Origin of the sequence: Nonomuraea sp. NPDC049784, assembly GCF_040659615.1 — a bacterium.
Classification (GTDB): Bacteria; Actinomycetota; Actinomycetes; order Streptosporangiales; family Streptosporangiaceae; genus Nonomuraea.
The window spans coordinates 42082-56539 of the sequence record NZ_JBFAMX010000004.1 but is presented as its reverse complement, the minus strand read 5'-3'; the positions used below and the strand labels follow the sequence as shown (position 1 = coordinate 56539).

Below are 14458 nucleotides of genomic sequence, written 5' to 3'. Positions count from 1 at the left end.
GTCTCCTCAGTAGGGACCGGTCACTCGCTCAGAGAGGTTAGTTTCTGCTGGGCGGTCGCGAGGGCACACCCCCCGCGGGCGACAATTGTCTCGGATAACGCTCAGGGAGTGCAGGGAGATTCCGCCATGGCGACCAGAGATGTCGAGAACGGGCCAGTTCTCGGCACACCCGACGACTTCCCGGACCGTCCCAAGCGAGGCGGCCGGCTCGTCGTCCACGTCGTGATCGGCGTGCTGGTGGCCATCGTCGCCGGCGGCTGGGGATACGTCATGTGGTCGATGACGGCAGGCGGCTCAGAGGCGCCGTCGCAGGTGGTGACGTTCACGGTTGAGAGCGCGAATCGCGCGGAGATCACCTTTGAGGTGTACAAGCCAGACGATAGGGTGGCCGTCTGCCGGATCAGGGCGCTGGACGTCTATCACTCGGAAGTGGGCAGCAAGGAAGTAAGAATCCCGGCTGGTGAGGGTAGTAAGCAGATCAAGGAAAGCCTCGACACGAGCGGTCAGGCCACTTCCGTCCACATCCAGTACTGCAATCTCGTATAGTGAGACATTTGGGGAAGCGTTGGAGCGGTTAACTTGTTAGCCTTTCGCAATTCAATCACACGTAACCTCAAGTGATCTCAGGGCCCCCTAGGCAAGCAAGGAGAACCCGTGGCCGACTCTCGCGATGAGAACGTCACATGGCTGACGCAGGAGGCGTACGACCGTCTGAAGGCGGAGTACGAGTATCTCTCTGGCCCCGGGCGCGTCGACATCGCCAAGAAGATCGAAGCCGCCCGCGAAGAGGGCGACCTGCGTGAGAACGGCGGCTACCACGCCGCCAAGGATGAGCAGGGCAAGATGGAGGCCCGCATCTTCCACCTCCGGCAGATTCTCGACAACGCCCAGGTGGGAGAGGCCCCGAAGGCCGAAGGCGTGGTCGGCCCCGGCATGACTGTGACCATCCGGTTCGTCGGCGACGACGACGAGGTCACCTTCCTGCTCGCCTCCCGCGAGGAGAGCGGAGCACCGATCGACGTCTACTCGCCGAAGTCCCCCCTGGGTGCGGCGATCAACGGCAAGAAGATCGGGGAGAAGGCGACCTACTCCCTCCCCAACGGGCGCCAGAACACCGTCGAGATCCTCGAGGCAGTGCCGTACATCGGCAACTGACTCCCCCGCAAGACGACCGCCGGGCCCACGTTGGCCCGGCGGAGTTTTCGCATGCCTCAGGGATCCGGCAGGATCTCAGCTTTCTGGTCAAGTCTCGTAAGCGGCGCAACACGTACAAGCTGGTGCCGTTCATCGTGGTGGCGCTGGTCGCGGTGCTGACCGCCGATGTGCTGCTGCTCGCGCGATCCGGGGTTGAGGTACGGCAGCCCGTACGCGCCCAGGCCACGCCCAAGCAGACGCTGATGGCGCAGCAGCAGCGCCGGCAGCAACAGCAGCCGCCGGCGCAGCAGCAGCCCACCACGACGAACCAACCCGTGGCGCCGTTGAAGAAGCTGCACAAGCCCAACTTGTTCGTGCTCACCCGCAAGCCGTTCACCAACGAGCTGTTACAGAAGGTCGCCAAGCTGCGCGGGGTGCGGGCGCTCGAGCTGGCCGACGCGGCGTCGATCACGCTCGACGGCAAGCGGGTGCAGACGCTGGCGGTCAATCCATCCACGTTTCGCTCGTACACACCCAAGGTGACCGCTTCCTCTGACCCGCTGTGGCAGAACGTCGCCGCCGGTGATGTGGCCGTGTCGTTCGTGCTGGGCAACGACGGCGGGCTCGTGCTGCACAGGCGGGTGGCGAGCCCGGCCGGGACGCTGCGGATCGGCGCGTACGCCACCACCGGGTTCGGCGCGGTGGACGCCGTCGTGTCCAAGGACGTGGGGCGTTCGCTGGGGTTGCCGCACGACAACGCGCTCATCGTGAGCGCCCCGGACACCAACTCCGACACGCTGCGCAAGGCCATACTCAAGGCGCTGCCCAAGGGCACGCAGGTGGCCATGGTCAACCCGGTGCTTCCCCAGCCGCAGACCAGGACGCGGAGCTGGCCCGCGGGGTCGTTCATGAGTGCCGAACAGATCACCGTGGCGCTGAAGGCCGCCGCCTCCAAGCTGGGCAGGCCGTACGTGTGGGGCGCCGAGGGGCCCGACACGTTCGACTGCTCCGGCCTGGTCCAGTGGGCCTTCGCCCAGGCCGGGGTGCGGATGCCCCGGGTGACGCACCAGCAGTGGGTGACCGGGCCCCAGGTTCCGTTGTCGCAGGCCCAGCCGGGGGATCTGCTCTTTTGGCGCTCCGATCCGACTAATCCCGACTACATCTCCCATGTGGCGATTTATTGGGGTAACGGGAAGATGATCCAGGCGCCGCGCACCGGAGACGTCGTCAAGATCTCCCCGGTGCATACCCGCAACCTGGCGGGCGTCGTCCGCGTCAGCCCCGTCGCGGCGTCCAAGGTCCGCTAACCCGCCCCCGGCGTGCGGGGTTTCTGCGTAAGTGTCGCGGCATGCACGACACCACGCGCCACGCCGGGGCACGCGCGGGCTCAATCGCGCGCCCGCAGCGCGCCCTGGAGCGGCGTGAAGGTCCAAGCGCGCCGATGGGGCGGCGCGCAGCACACCGTCGCCTGCACCACTCGCGCTGGGCTGTGCCGTCGGGTCGCCGCGCGTGCCGTGCTGGTGCGGTGCCGTGCTGGGGTCAAGGGGGACGTCGTGCGACCGCGCTGCGGTGTCGCCGTGCCACCGTCACCGTGCCACCGCGCCGCCACGTCACGGGACACGATCCACGCCGCGCCCGCGACGCAACAAGGCGTCGGGGCGCCCCCTCCGCCCGCCGTGCCGTGCTGGGGCCGTGGCGCGGCGTGGTGGGACGACATTCGGTGTGCGCCAAGATGGCCGGGGCGAAGGGTGCCGAGCCGGTGGTGTGGTGGCGGGTGACCGGAGGCGCGAAATTCGGTGCGTGCATTTCGCATGCAACTGTGTAATGGTGATTACATGGCAACGGACAACGAGACAGCACAGATCCACGGCTGGTTCACCGGGCGGTTGCCCGAAGAGTGGTTCACCGGCGTGCCGGAGATCGTCAGGGACCGCGAGGAGATCGCGGTGCTGGGCGCGCTGCCCGATCCGCCCGGCGACGTGCCCGAGGCCGAGCGGGCCGCTCTGATCGAGGGGCTGGCCAGGAGGTTCAGGGAAGAGACGCGCGAGCGACGGATCGAGATCGCCAGAGAGGCCGAGCGCAAGTTCCGGCAGAAGGTGTCCTGGGGCGTGGTCTGCGGCGGCGAGACTGTGATGTTCACCACGCTCTCGGTGCCCGTGATGACCAGGCTGCGCCAGACCGAGCGACAGGTTCTCGACACACTGGTGGCCGCGGGAGTGGCCAGGAGCCGTAGTGACGCACTGGCCTGGTGTGTCCGATTGGTCGGGAAGCACACCGACACGTGGCTGGCGGATCTGCGGGACGCTCTCCAGCACGTCGACAGGGTTCGCTCGGCGGGGCCGGATGTCAATTCCTGAGACCATCCAGGGGGAACGGCCGCAGAAATGGACTAAACCACTTGGGAAATTGGTTTAGACCAGCCCGATTGGACTGGACCACTGCGTGTTAATTCTCTTTTAAATCCGCTTCGCGTGGGTAGGCTCCACCAATCGTCAGGGTCGCTGCCTGCGATGACGGCCAAAGCCAACAGGTCTATGCCAATTGGCCTTTATGCCGCTTCGTCGTTAATGATGACTGGGCCCTGAGAGAGTGGAGGAGTCGCAGTCGTGTCTGTTTCCGTGGAAGTGCCCGCACCGACCAGCAATCGCGAATTGGCCGCGTGGGTGAACGAGATCGCCGCCCTGACCCAGCCAGACCGGATCGAGTGGTGCGATGGGTCCGAGGAGGAGTGGACGCGCCTGACCAACCTCCTCGTGGAGCAGGGCACGCTCACTCGGCTGGCCGCCCGGCCCAACAGCTTCTACGCCAAGTCCGACCCCAGCGACGTGGCCAGAGTCGAGGACCGTACCTTCATCTGCTCCGAGCATGAGGAGGACGCGGGGCCCACCAACAACTGGATCGCTCCGGACGAGATGCGCCGGACGTTCGGACGGCTGTTCAAGGGCTGTATGCGCGGCCGCACGATGTACGTCGTGCCGTTCTGCATGGGCCCGCTCGGCGGCGAGATCTCGCAGCTCGGCGTCGAGATCACCGACTCCCCGTACGTCGCCGTCTCCATGCGGATCATGACGAGGATGGGGGACAGGGCTCTTCGCCTCATCGAGCAGCGGGGCGAGTTCGTCAAGTGCGTGCACTCCGTGGGAGCGCCCTTGGAGTCGCACCAGGAGGACGTGCCCTGGCCGTGCAGCTCGACCAAGTACATCAGCCATTTCCCCGAGACCCGCGAGATCTGGTCGTACGGCTCCGGCTACGGCGGCAACGCCCTGCTCGGCAAGAAGTGCTACGCCCTGCGCATCGCCAGCGCCATGGCCCGCGACGAGGGCTGGATGGCCGAGCACATGCTGATTCTCAAGCTCACGCCGCCCTCCGGGGAGACCCGCTACATCGCCGCGGCCTTCCCGAGCGCCTGCGGCAAGACCAACCTCGCCATGCTCCAGCCCACGATCCCCGGCTGGAAGGTCGAGACGATCGGCGACGACATCGCCTGGATGCGCTTCGGCGATGACGGCCGCCTCTACGCGATCAATCCGGAGGCCGGCTTCTTCGGCGTCGCGCCCGGCACCGGCCAGGTGACCAACGCCAACGCGATCAGGACGCTCTGGGGCAACAGCATCTTCACCAACGTCGCCCTCACCGACGACGGCGACGTGTGGTGGGAGGGGCTGACCGAGGAGCCGCCGGCGCACCTGACCGACTGGAAGGGCCGTTCCTGGACGCCCGACAGTGGCGAGCCGGCCGCCCACCCGAACGCCCGCTTCACCACCCCGGCCTCGCAGTGCCCGACCATCGCACCCGAATGGCAGGACCCCAAGGGCGTGCCCATCTCAGCGATCTTGTTCGGCGGTCGCCGCGCCACCGCCGTACCTCTGGTGACGGAGTCGCTGAGCTGGGAGCACGGCGTCTTCCTCGGAGCCAACGTCGCCTCCGAGAAGACCGCCGCAGCCGAGGGCAAGGTCGGCGAGCTGCGCTACGACCCGTTCGCCATGCTGCCGTTCTGCGGCTACAACATGGGCGACTACTTCGACCACTGGCTGGACATAGGCCGCCGCAAGGGCGCCAAGCTGCCCCGGATCTACTACGTCAACTGGTTCCGCAAGGACGCCGACGGCAAGTTCATCTGGCCGGGCTTCGGCGAGAACAGCCGGGTGCTCAAGTGGATCGTCGACCGGCTCAACGGCGAGGCCAAGGCCGTGCCGACGGCGATCGGCCTGCTGCCCGCCGACCTCGACACCGAGGGCCTGGACCTGTCCGAGGAGGACCTGCACACGCTGCTGTCGGTCGACAAGGACGTGTGGCGCGAGGAGGCGTCGCTTGTCCCGGCCCACTTCGACAAGTTCGGCTCGCGTCTGCCGAAGGAGCTGTGGGACGAGTACAACGCTCTGCTCGACCGGCTCGGCTGACCCCCCTTGTGCGGTACGGCGGCGCCGTCTAACTTGACGGACTGCCGTACCGCTAGGAGGGGGCTGTCGTGGACTACGTCCTGCTCTTCGCCGCGTTTGGCGTGGTTTTCCTGGTCAACGCGGCCGAACAGGGCGTCGAGCGCGAGCGCAGACGCGTCAGCGAGGCGGCGCCGAGCGGTGACGGGCACCATCTCTCCCCGTACGAGCTGGCCTACCTTTCCGGCGGGCCGCGGCGGGTCATCAACACGGCGCTGGTCGTCCTCGCGACGGCCGGCGCCATTCGTGTGTCGCGCGGCTCGCAGGTCACCCCCGTCCACGGCGCCCAGCCGTCGCCGGTGCAGATCGAGCAGGCCGTGCTCGACACGCTGGCCGCCAGGCCGGGCGGCTGCCGGGCGGGCGAGCTGCGGCGGGAGCTGGAGGGACATCCGGCGCTCGCCGGGCTGGTCAGCGGGCTCCAGGCGCGCGGCCTGATCGTGCCGGAGGACGCGTACGGGACGGCGTGGCGGTCCTGCTGTCGGCTCGCGGCTACCACCCGAGGGGCGTGCGCGACCAGAGCTCGCTGGCCATGGCGGTCGGGGTCCCCGTCGCGCTGTACGGGCTGCAGGACGCCGGCGACCAGAGCCTCTGCGACGAGCTGTCGGCGGGCGACCCGGGTGGCGACTGCACCGGCTCCTGCGGGAGTTTCAGCGGTGGCGGCGACGGCACCACCTTCGGCGGCCATGACTTCGGCGGGGGCTCGTCCAGCTGCGGGTCGTCGAGCTGCGGCGGGAGCTCGTCGAGCTGCGGTGGCGGGTCCAGCTGCGGCAGCAGCAGTTGAAAAAGTGCCGGGAATCTAAATGAGCAGAACGAAACTCTTATCGTTGCTTTACGCGTCTCTTCGGTAACCAGCCTGATCGGCTGGACGGAGGGAGGCCGTAATGGACCTTGTCCTGCTGATTCTCTCGGTGGCCCTGGCGGCGATCGCCGTCACCATCGCCTCCGCGATCAAACGCGAGTACGCCCCCAACCGGGCGGCCGGGGCCGGACCCCGCGCTCGCGACCTCGATCACTACGATCTCGCCTATCTGGCGGGCGGACCCGAGCAGGTGGTCAACACGGCCATCACGCTCCTGGCCGAAACCGGAGAGCTGCGCGTGTCACGGGGGCCGCGCTTCCACACCGTCTCCGTAAGGTTCGCCACGGACAACCCCATCGAGCGGGAGACTCTGACCGCCGTCGCGGACAACGCCGGCCCGTCGAGGTGGCTGGTCAGCCAGGCGGTGGGCCGTGGCCCGGCCATGAAGGAGCTCGAGCACCGTCTCGCCGAGCTGGGCCTGATCCTGTCCGCTGCCCGTCTCGCACGGCTCAAGTGGCTGGCCGTCGGACTGAGGGTGGTGTCGGTCCTGGCGGTCGCCGGGGTCGTAGCGGGGGTGGTCGTGCTCGCCGGAGGTCCGGTGCTGCTGCCGCTGCTCGCCCTGCTCGTCCTGGTGGCAATGGGGATCGGTGCGGCGGTCGTGCTCGCCGGCGACAGGAAGTCCAGGCGGGTCGCGCTCACCGCCGACGGGATCGAGGAGCGGGACCAGGCCAGGAAGGCGTACCCCGCGGGCTCGGGCAACAGCCCGGTACACGTCGCGCTGCACGGCCATTGGGCGCTGCGCGACACGGACCTGAGCAGGGCGCTGGACACCTACGTCCCGCAGGCCGCGCCCCGACGCAGGCGGCGGTCGGCGTCTGGCAGCAGTGGCGGTGGCGGTGGCGGCTACTACTACGGTGGTTGCGGCGGAGCGGCCGACAGCGGGTCGGGCTGTGGCAGTGGCTCCTCCGGCTGCGGTGGCGGAAGCGGCTGCGGCGGCGGTGGTTGCGGTGGCGGAGGGAGCTGACATGTCCGAGCCGGAGGCCGGACGGCGGGCCGCCCTCGGGGACGAGCCGGGGATGGAGCTCGGAGTGGGCATCGGCTGGCGGGCCGAGCTCGACCTGTCGATCGAGCGGATGCCGGGCGTCGACTTCCTCGAGGTGGTCGCCGAGAACATCAAGCCCGCCCACCTGCCCGAGTCGTTACGCCTCCTGCGCGCCAGGGGCCTGCCGGTGATCCCGCACGGGGTCTCGCTGGGGATCGGCGGCGCCGAGCCGCCCTCCCCGGCCAGGCTGGCCCACCTGGCCGCCTGTGCGGAGGCACTGGACTCGCCGCTGGTCAGCGAGCACCTGGCGTTCGTACGGGGCGGCGGGCTGGAGGCCGGCCACCTGCTGCCCGTGCCGCGCACGCGCGAGTCGTTGCGGGCCATCACCGAGAACGTGCGCCAGGCGCAGGACGCGCTGCCGGTGCCGCTGGCCCTGGAGAACGTTGCCGCGATCTTCGGCTGGCCCGACGACGAGCTGACCGAGGCCCAGTTCCTCGCCGAGCTGGTCGAGCGCACCGGGGTCGGGTTGTTGATCGACGTGGCCAACCTCTACACCAACCAGTTCAACCTGGGCCTGTCGGCGGTGGACGCGCTCGACGCGCTGCCGCTCGAGCACCTCGCGTACGTCCATGTGGCCGGCGGGTACGAGCATCACGGCATCTGGCACGACACGCACACCACCTCCGCGCCCCAGGCCGTCCTCGACCTCCTCAGCGAGCTGTGCGCCCGGGCCACGCCGCCGGGCGTGCTGCTGGAGTGGGACGACGACTACCCGAGCGACGCGGCTCTGGAGAGCGAGCTGTCCAGGATCAGGGCCGCGATGTCCCTGGCTCGGGAGGCCGGATGACGGACGAGCCGCAGTGCCTCGCGGAGGCTCAGGGCCGCTCGGCGGATCCGGATGGGCAGGGGCTGGTGGAGACTCAGCGTCGCCTCGCGGAGGCGCAGGGACGGGTGGTGGCGGCCCTCGTCGCGGGGGCCGCCGTGCCGGAGGGGTTCGATCCCGAGCGGATGCGGGTGCAGGCGCTGAGCCTGGTCGCCAAGCGGCGCAGCGTCGTGGCCAGGCTCCGTCCCGACGCGGCCACCGCGGCGGGCCCCGACCTGGTGGCGGAGTTCGCCGCCTACGCCCGGTCCCGCAGCGTGCCGCCGCCCAACTACCGCACCGACGCCGACGACTTCGCCGCCTGGCTGCGCGAACGCGGCCGCCTGCCCGACCCACCTCGCAAGCCCCGCTGGTGGTCCCGCTTCCTGCCCTGAGCCCCGTTTCCGCACGGCACCGCGACTGACCTGCGCTTCTCCACCACCCGCCGCACTTCGGTGGGGTCCTGTGGGAAGGCGGGGGCGGATCCGGCATAGGCGGTTTAGCCGACATTCGGCCGGAAACCGTGAGGGAATGGGGGGACTGCGTTGCGTCGACGGCTCATATCTGATCGTCACGCCGGTGGCATGCAAGGACAGCGTCGGCACGCCGTACGAGGTCACCCTCGAGCTCCAACGCGACGGCACGCCGTACGGGAGTGTCGGAGAGCGGTGCGGCTGGCTGCTCGCGCGCCTGGCGCGCGGCGTGGACGACGCCCGCGAGGGCCGGGGACCTGCCAGGCGGTGGGCCGATCCGGACGACAGGTTTCCCGACGAGGAGCCGGACAGCGAACTGTTCTCCTTCCGCTACCGCACGAGAGCGGGCCTGGTGGGCGGCGGCGAGCTGCGCTGCCAGCTCAGGACCATCCCCGTGTGGCAGGCGGCCAAGGGGCAGTGGCGGCTGACCAGGAGGGCGTACGTGGAGGCGTGGGGCTCGACGGGCGTGGGCATGCGTGCGGTGCTGACGTCGGCCGAGTTGGCGACGTTCGTACGAGGCCTAGTGAATGAGGCGGAGGGGTGTCTAGAAGGTAGAGATCTGGCGAGGAATCCGATAGACGGGGCGGGCATGGGCGAATCGCGGTGATAATTGCCTGTTGGGTCAAGCGACCAAAGGCAACCGCTGGGGAGGAACTCCGTGGGCCTGCGCGATCTGGTCTACCGGCTGTATGAGCACCGGCTGGAGTCCAAGCTGTCGAAGGACAGCATCCCCCGGCACGTCGGGGTCATCATTGACGGCAATCGCCGCTGGGCGCGCGCGATGGGCATGCGTGACGTCGCCAGCGGCCACCGCAAGGGTGCCGACAAGATCTCCGAGCTGCTCGGCTGGTGCCGCGAGACCGGCGTCGAGGTCGTCACGGTGTGGATGTTGTCCAACGACAACCTCAACAGGCCGAAGGAGGAGTTGGAGCCGCTGCTGCGCATCATCGAGGACGTGACGCAGGAGCTCGTGGAGGAGGGCTGGCGGATCAGCCCGGTCGGTGCGCTCGATCTGCTGCCTGACCGAACGGCGAATGTCCTAAAAAATGCAAAGGAAGCGTCATCACACCGTCCAGGCCTGATTGTGAACGTTGCAGTTGGGTATGGAGGAAGACGTGAGATTGCCGATGCGGTGCGCTCACTGCTCCAAGAGCATGCGAGCAAGGGGGCGAGCATCGAGGACCTCGTCGAGGTGCTCGATGTGGAGCACATCGCGGAGCATCTCTACACTCGCGGCCAGCCCGACCCGGACCTCCTCATCCGGACCTCGGGGGAGCAGCGTCTGTCCGGCTTCATGCTCTGGCAGAGCGCTCATTCTGAGTTCTACTTCCACGAGGCCTACTGGCCTGACTTCCGCAGGGTCGACTTCCTGCGGGCGCTGCGCGACTACGCTGCGAGACACCGACGTTACGGTTCATAGTGCGACAAGAGGGCATTCAGAACGTAACGTAGAAAATGTCCGACCGCAGGCCGGACATTTCGGAGAGGGCCCGCCTTTGCACCAAGATCTGCCGAGGGGGGCCGGGACCCGGCGCCGACGGCAGCTTGCGGTCGGGGAAGTGGGCCCGGTCCGAATCCCGCCTCGTCTGCAGGGCGCCCGCCCCAATGGGCGCCCGGGGGAGAACGTGTGGCAGTGTCCTCGAGCAACCCTACTCACCAGTCGGCCAAGCGGACGTACGTGCTGGACACCTCAGTCCTGCTAGCCGACCCGGCGGCAATGACGCGCTTCGCCGAGCACGACGTTGTCCTTCCGATCGTGGTCATCACCGAGCTGGAGGGGAAGCGGCACCATCCCGAGCTCGGCTACTTCGCGCGGAAGGCTCTGCGCTACCTCGACGACCTGCGGATCCAGTACGGCAGGCTCGACGAGCCGATGCCTACGGAGGACGGCACGATCAGGGTTGAGCTCAATCACAGCGATCCCTCCATCCTGCCTGTGGGGTTCCGCCTGGGAGACAACGACACGCGCATCCTGACCGTGGCCCGCTCGCTGGCCGCCGAGGGCTGCGACGTCGTGCTGGTGTCCAAAGACCTGCCACTGCGGGTCAAGGCGGCCTCGATCGGCCTGGCAGCCGAGGAATACCGCGCCGAGCTCGTTCACGAGTCGGGCTGGACGGGGATGGCCGAGGTCCAGGTGACCACCGAGGGCGTCGAGGCGCTCTTCGAGCAGGGCACCGCCGACCTCGAGGAGGCCAGGGACCTGCCGGCGCACACCGGGCTGCGGCTGCTGTCGGCCAGGGGCTCGGCGCTCGGCCGGGTGCAGCCGGACAAGTCGGTACGGCTCGTCCGCGGCGACCGCGAGGTGTTCGGCCTGCACGGCCGCTCCGCCGAGCAGCGCATCGCGCTCGACCTGCTGATGGACCCGGAGATCGGCATCGTCTCGCTGGGAGGCCGGGCCGGCACCGGCAAGTCGGCGCTGGCGCTCTGCGCGGGCCTGGAGGCGGTCCTGGAGCGCCGCCAGCACCGCAAGGTGGTCGTCTTCCGCCCGCTCTACGCCGTGGGCGGCCAGGAGCTCGGCTACCTGCCGGGCACCGAGGGCGAGAAGATGGGCCCGTGGGCGCAGGCGGTCTACGACACGCTCGGCGCGATCACCTCGCCCGAGGTGATCGAGGAGGTGCTCGACAGGGGCATGCTTGAGGTGCTCCCGCTGACGCACATCCGCGGCCGGTCGCTGCACGACGCGTTCGTGATCGTGGACGAGGCCCAGTCGCTGGAGCGCGGGGTGCTGCTGACCGTGCTGAGCAGGATCGGCGCCAACTCGAGGGTCGTGCTCACCCACGACATCGCCCAGCGCGACAACCTCAGGGTCGGGCGGCACGACGGCGTGGTGGCGGTGGTGGAGAAGCTCAAGGGCCACCCGCTCTTCGCCCACGTCACGCTGACCCGCTCCGAGCGCTCCCCGATCGCCGCGCTGGTGACGGAGATGCTGGAGGACATCACCCTCTAGAAGCCTCCAGAGGCCTCTAGAGGCTCATTTCAGTTCGCCGCAGGTGTACCGCCCCTCCGACTGGGAGGGGCGGTCCGCGTTCTCGCGGACGATCTTGACCAGCTCGAACGCCGCGTCCTGCTGGGCCGTGCAGACGATCTGCGCCTTGCCGAGCCTGGTCAGCGTGCCCTCGCCCCTGATGTAGACGGTCAGCGTCGAGGTGCGCGGGAGCTGGATCTCGTCCCGCTGCACGGGGTTCAGCGAGTCCTTGATCCCCAGGTACGTGAAGCCGCGCAGCGCGGTGTCCCGCTCGCCGAGAGGCTGCGTGGAGGCCGCGAAGAGCGCGCCGAGCAGGCTGCCGACGGTGTCGTTCTCGACGTCGGCCGGCTCCAGGGCGAGCTTGCCGTCCCTGATCAGGTAGATCGTCTTGGACGGTGGCGGGACCTTGATGGTGGGCACGTTGCCGCGGTCCTGCACGTCCGTGGGCGAGATGCCGCAGGCCGCCAGGGCGAGCAGGGCGAGCAGTATCAGAGCACGGAGGGCTTTCATGCGTGCGGGAGCCAGACGGTGAACAGGGTGCCGGGGTTCTGGAGGCGTACGGAGACGGTGCCGCCGTGGAGGTGGACGTTCGCTCTGGCGATCGCGAGGCCGAGGCCGCTGCCCTGGCTGCGGGCCCGGCCCGCGCCCGCCTTGAAGAAGCGGTCGAAGACGTGCGGCAGCGCCTCGTGAGGGATGCCCTTGCCGTGGTCGCGCACCTTCACCTCCAGGCCGTTCTCGGTGCCCCTGGCGCTCACCACGACCGGGGGCTGACCGTGCTTGAGCGCGTTGCCGACCAGGTTGGCCACGATGACGTCGAACCTCCTCGGATCGAGGTTCACGGTCAAGCCCTGGGAGGCCTTCACCTGCACCTGGTCGCTCCAGCCGCGTACCTCCAGGCAGTCCATGATGGCATCGGCCACGTTCACCGGCTCGAGGTTGAGCGTGGCCGTGCCCGCGTCGAAGCGGCTGATCTCGATGAGGTGCTCGACCAGCTCGCGCAGGCGCTCGATCTCCCTGAGCACCAGCCGCACTGCCTCCGCGGGCGCATCGGGCAGCCGGTTGGCCTCCTCGGAGAGCATGTCGGCCACGGCCGTCATCGCGGTCAGGGGCGTGCGCAGCTCGTGCGAGACGTCCGCCACGAACCGGCGCGACATGGCCTCCAGAGCGCGCAGCTCCGACACGCTCAGCTCCAGCGCCGCGGCCGCGTCGTTGAACCTGGCGGTCAGCTCGGCCAGCTCGTCCTGCCCGTGGACGGGCAGGCGGGTGTCGAGCCTGCCCTGGCCGAGCGCCTGCGCGGCCGCGCTGAGCCGCCTGACCGGCAACAGCACCTGCCTGGCCGACAACAGCGCCACGACCAGCGCGATCAGCACGATGGCCGCGCCACCCTGGACGAGCGTGGTCCTGAGCGTGCCGAGCTGGCTCTCGTCGTCGTGCATCGGGAAGAAGACGAACGCGCGCAGCCCCGTGGCCTCGGGCACGCCGCCGGTGTCGCGGTAGACCTCGGCGCCGACGATGAGCCAGAGCTGGTCATCGATGATCTTGCGCTGGGTGACGACGCTCTGCTTGGCCCGGCCGTAGAGCTCGTTGGGCACGTCGCTCATGGTCATGGGGCCCTCGGCGGAGACCATGTTGCCGTATTCGACCAGCACACTTCTGCCCGGCCCGCTCAGCGCGGCGGTCACGTGGTCCAAATCGTCGGTCGTCGGCGCGGCCTCGCCCGGCCTGAGTTTGCCGACGGGGAAGGTGATGCCGCTCAGCTCCCTGGTGACCAGGTCGAGCGAGGTGTTCTCGGCCCGGGTAACGAGCGCGGTCTTGGCGAGTTCGAAGCCGATGGTGGCGACCAGCGTCGATGCGGTGACGGCGACGAGCGTGAACGTGATGACGAGGCGGGCGCGCAGCCCGGTGGGCAGCGGGATCACGGGGGGCTGAAACGGTAGCCGAACCCGCGCACCGTGTGGATGAACACGGGCTCGGCCGGCTTCGGCTCGATCTTCGCGCGGATCCGCTGCACGCAGGCGTCCACCAGTCGCGAGTCGGCGATGTGCGTGTGGTCCCACACGGCGCGCAGCAGGTAGCGGCGGTTGAGCACCTGGCCGGGGTGCCGTACGAGCTCCAGCAGCAGCCGCAGCTCGGTCGGCGTCAGGTGGATCTCCTTGCCGGCCAGCGTGACCTTGAGCGCGCCCCGGTCGATCACGAGGTCGCCGAAGGTGATGCGATCGGAGGCGGCGGACTCGGCCCTGCGCAGGATGGCGCGGATGCGCGCGTCCAGGACCCTGGGCTCGACCGGCTTGACCACGTAGTCGTCGGCGCCGGCCTCGAGCCCGACCACCACGTCCAGGTCGTCGCCGCGGGCCGTGAGCAGGATGACGGGCAGCTGGTCGAGCTTGCGCACACGGCGGCACACCTCGACCCCGTCGATACCCGGGAGCATCACGTCGAGGATCGCGATCTCCGGGCGGCGGGCCCTGATGTGTTCAAGCGCCTCCTCGCCCGTCGCATAGGACGTGACGGAGTGCCCCTGCCGGGTCAGCGCGAGCTCGAGAGCGGTACGCACGGAGGGGTCGTCTTCAACAAGGAGAATGCCGGCCACGCGCACATTATTATTCCATGTCCCGAATGCCCGAACTAAGTCACCAAACTGTGACGTGGCGCTGATGGGATCCCGAAGTGGCCGCGGCACCCTGGAAGCGGCTTCCCCTTCGGCTACGGGCGCCCGAAGGGGAGCCCATGGTCTATGTGACCAAAATCAC

At 68.9% G+C, this 14458-nt stretch carries 15 protein-coding genes; 12 read left to right on the top strand and 3 right to left on the bottom strand.

Annotated features, from left to right (window positions below):
* Positions 1 to 126 precede the first annotated feature (126 nt).
* From AB0J09_RS01930 to AB0J09_RS01875, 12 genes are all read left to right on the top strand, one after another.
* The gene (locus AB0J09_RS01930) at positions 127 to 546 is read left to right on the top strand and encodes a DUF4307 domain-containing protein (protein WP_360683514.1); all 420 of its coding nucleotides are present in this window, start codon (positions 127 to 129) and stop codon (positions 544 to 546) included.
* A gap of 108 nt (positions 547 to 654) precedes the next feature.
* On the top strand, positions 655 to 1155 hold the full coding sequence (gene greA, locus AB0J09_RS01925) for a transcription elongation factor GreA (RefSeq protein WP_043628806.1): 501 nt from the start codon (positions 655 to 657) through the stop codon (positions 1153 to 1155).
* Between the two features lie 122 nt (positions 1156 to 1277).
* A complete protein-coding gene (locus tag AB0J09_RS01920) occupies positions 1278 to 2441 on the top strand; it encodes a C40 family peptidase (RefSeq protein WP_360683511.1) in 1164 nt (387 codons plus the stop codon).
* Between the two features lie 528 nt (positions 2442 to 2969).
* A complete protein-coding gene (locus AB0J09_RS01915; protein WP_360683508.1) occupies positions 2970 to 3491 on the top strand; it encodes a hypothetical protein in 522 nt (173 codons plus the stop codon).
* Between the two features lie 249 nt (positions 3492 to 3740).
* Positions 3741 to 5534, top strand: a complete 1794-nt coding sequence (locus AB0J09_RS01910) for a phosphoenolpyruvate carboxykinase (GTP) (RefSeq protein ID WP_360683505.1) — start codon at positions 3741 to 3743, stop codon at positions 5532 to 5534.
* Between the two features lie 68 nt (positions 5535 to 5602).
* On the top strand, positions 5603 to 6370 hold the full coding sequence (locus AB0J09_RS01905; RefSeq protein ID WP_360683503.1) for a TIGR04222 domain-containing membrane protein: 768 nt from the start codon (positions 5603 to 5605) through the stop codon (positions 6368 to 6370).
* Between the two features lie 81 nt (positions 6371 to 6451).
* Complete coding sequence (locus tag AB0J09_RS01900; protein WP_360683501.1) at positions 6452 to 7393, top strand: TIGR04222 domain-containing membrane protein; 942 nt, start codon at positions 6452 to 6454, stop codon at positions 7391 to 7393.
* Between the two features lies 1 nt (position 7394).
* A complete protein-coding gene (locus AB0J09_RS01895) occupies positions 7395 to 8258 on the top strand; it encodes a DUF692 domain-containing protein (protein ID WP_360683498.1) in 864 nt (287 codons plus the stop codon).
* On the top strand, positions 8255 to 8665 hold the full coding sequence (locus AB0J09_RS01890) for a hypothetical protein (protein WP_360683496.1): 411 nt from the start codon (positions 8255 to 8257) through the stop codon (positions 8663 to 8665). The genes AB0J09_RS01895 and AB0J09_RS01890 overlap by 4 nt, the downstream gene beginning before the upstream one ends.
* Positions 8666 to 8801: 136 nt before the next feature.
* The gene (locus AB0J09_RS01885) at positions 8802 to 9350 is read left to right on the top strand and encodes a hypothetical protein (protein ID WP_360683493.1); all 549 of its coding nucleotides are present in this window, start codon (positions 8802 to 8804) and stop codon (positions 9348 to 9350) included.
* Positions 9351 to 9401: 51 nt separating this feature from the next.
* Positions 9402 to 10163: an isoprenyl transferase gene (locus AB0J09_RS01880; RefSeq protein WP_360683490.1), complete on the top strand. Its 762-nt coding sequence runs from the start codon at positions 9402 to 9404 to the stop codon at positions 10161 to 10163.
* A gap of 258 nt (positions 10164 to 10421) precedes the next feature.
* Positions 10422 to 11690, top strand: a complete 1269-nt coding sequence (locus AB0J09_RS01875; protein ID WP_360683649.1) for a PhoH family protein — start codon at positions 10422 to 10424, stop codon at positions 11688 to 11690.
* A gap of 24 nt (positions 11691 to 11714) precedes the next feature.
* Here the strand turns inward: AB0J09_RS01875 and AB0J09_RS01870 are convergent, their stop codons facing one another.
* Genes AB0J09_RS01870 through AB0J09_RS01860 form a run of 3 tightly spaced genes read right to left on the bottom strand, consistent with a single transcriptional unit; the run spans position 11715 to position 14298 of the window.
* Complete coding sequence (locus tag AB0J09_RS01870) at positions 11715 to 12218, bottom strand: hypothetical protein (protein WP_360683488.1); 504 nt, start codon at positions 12216 to 12218, stop codon at positions 11715 to 11717.
* Positions 12215 to 13627 (bottom strand): HAMP domain-containing sensor histidine kinase, encoded by a 1413-nt coding sequence (locus AB0J09_RS01865; RefSeq protein WP_360683485.1) that lies wholly within the window; start codon positions 13625 to 13627, stop codon positions 12215 to 12217. Before AB0J09_RS01865 ends, AB0J09_RS01870 begins: the two co-directional genes overlap by 4 nt.
* On the bottom strand, positions 13624 to 14298 hold the full coding sequence (locus tag AB0J09_RS01860) for a response regulator transcription factor (RefSeq protein ID WP_360683482.1): 675 nt from the start codon (positions 14296 to 14298) through the stop codon (positions 13624 to 13626). The genes AB0J09_RS01865 and AB0J09_RS01860 overlap by 4 nt, the downstream gene beginning before the upstream one ends.
* Between the last annotated feature and the right edge of the window lie 160 nt (positions 14299 to 14458).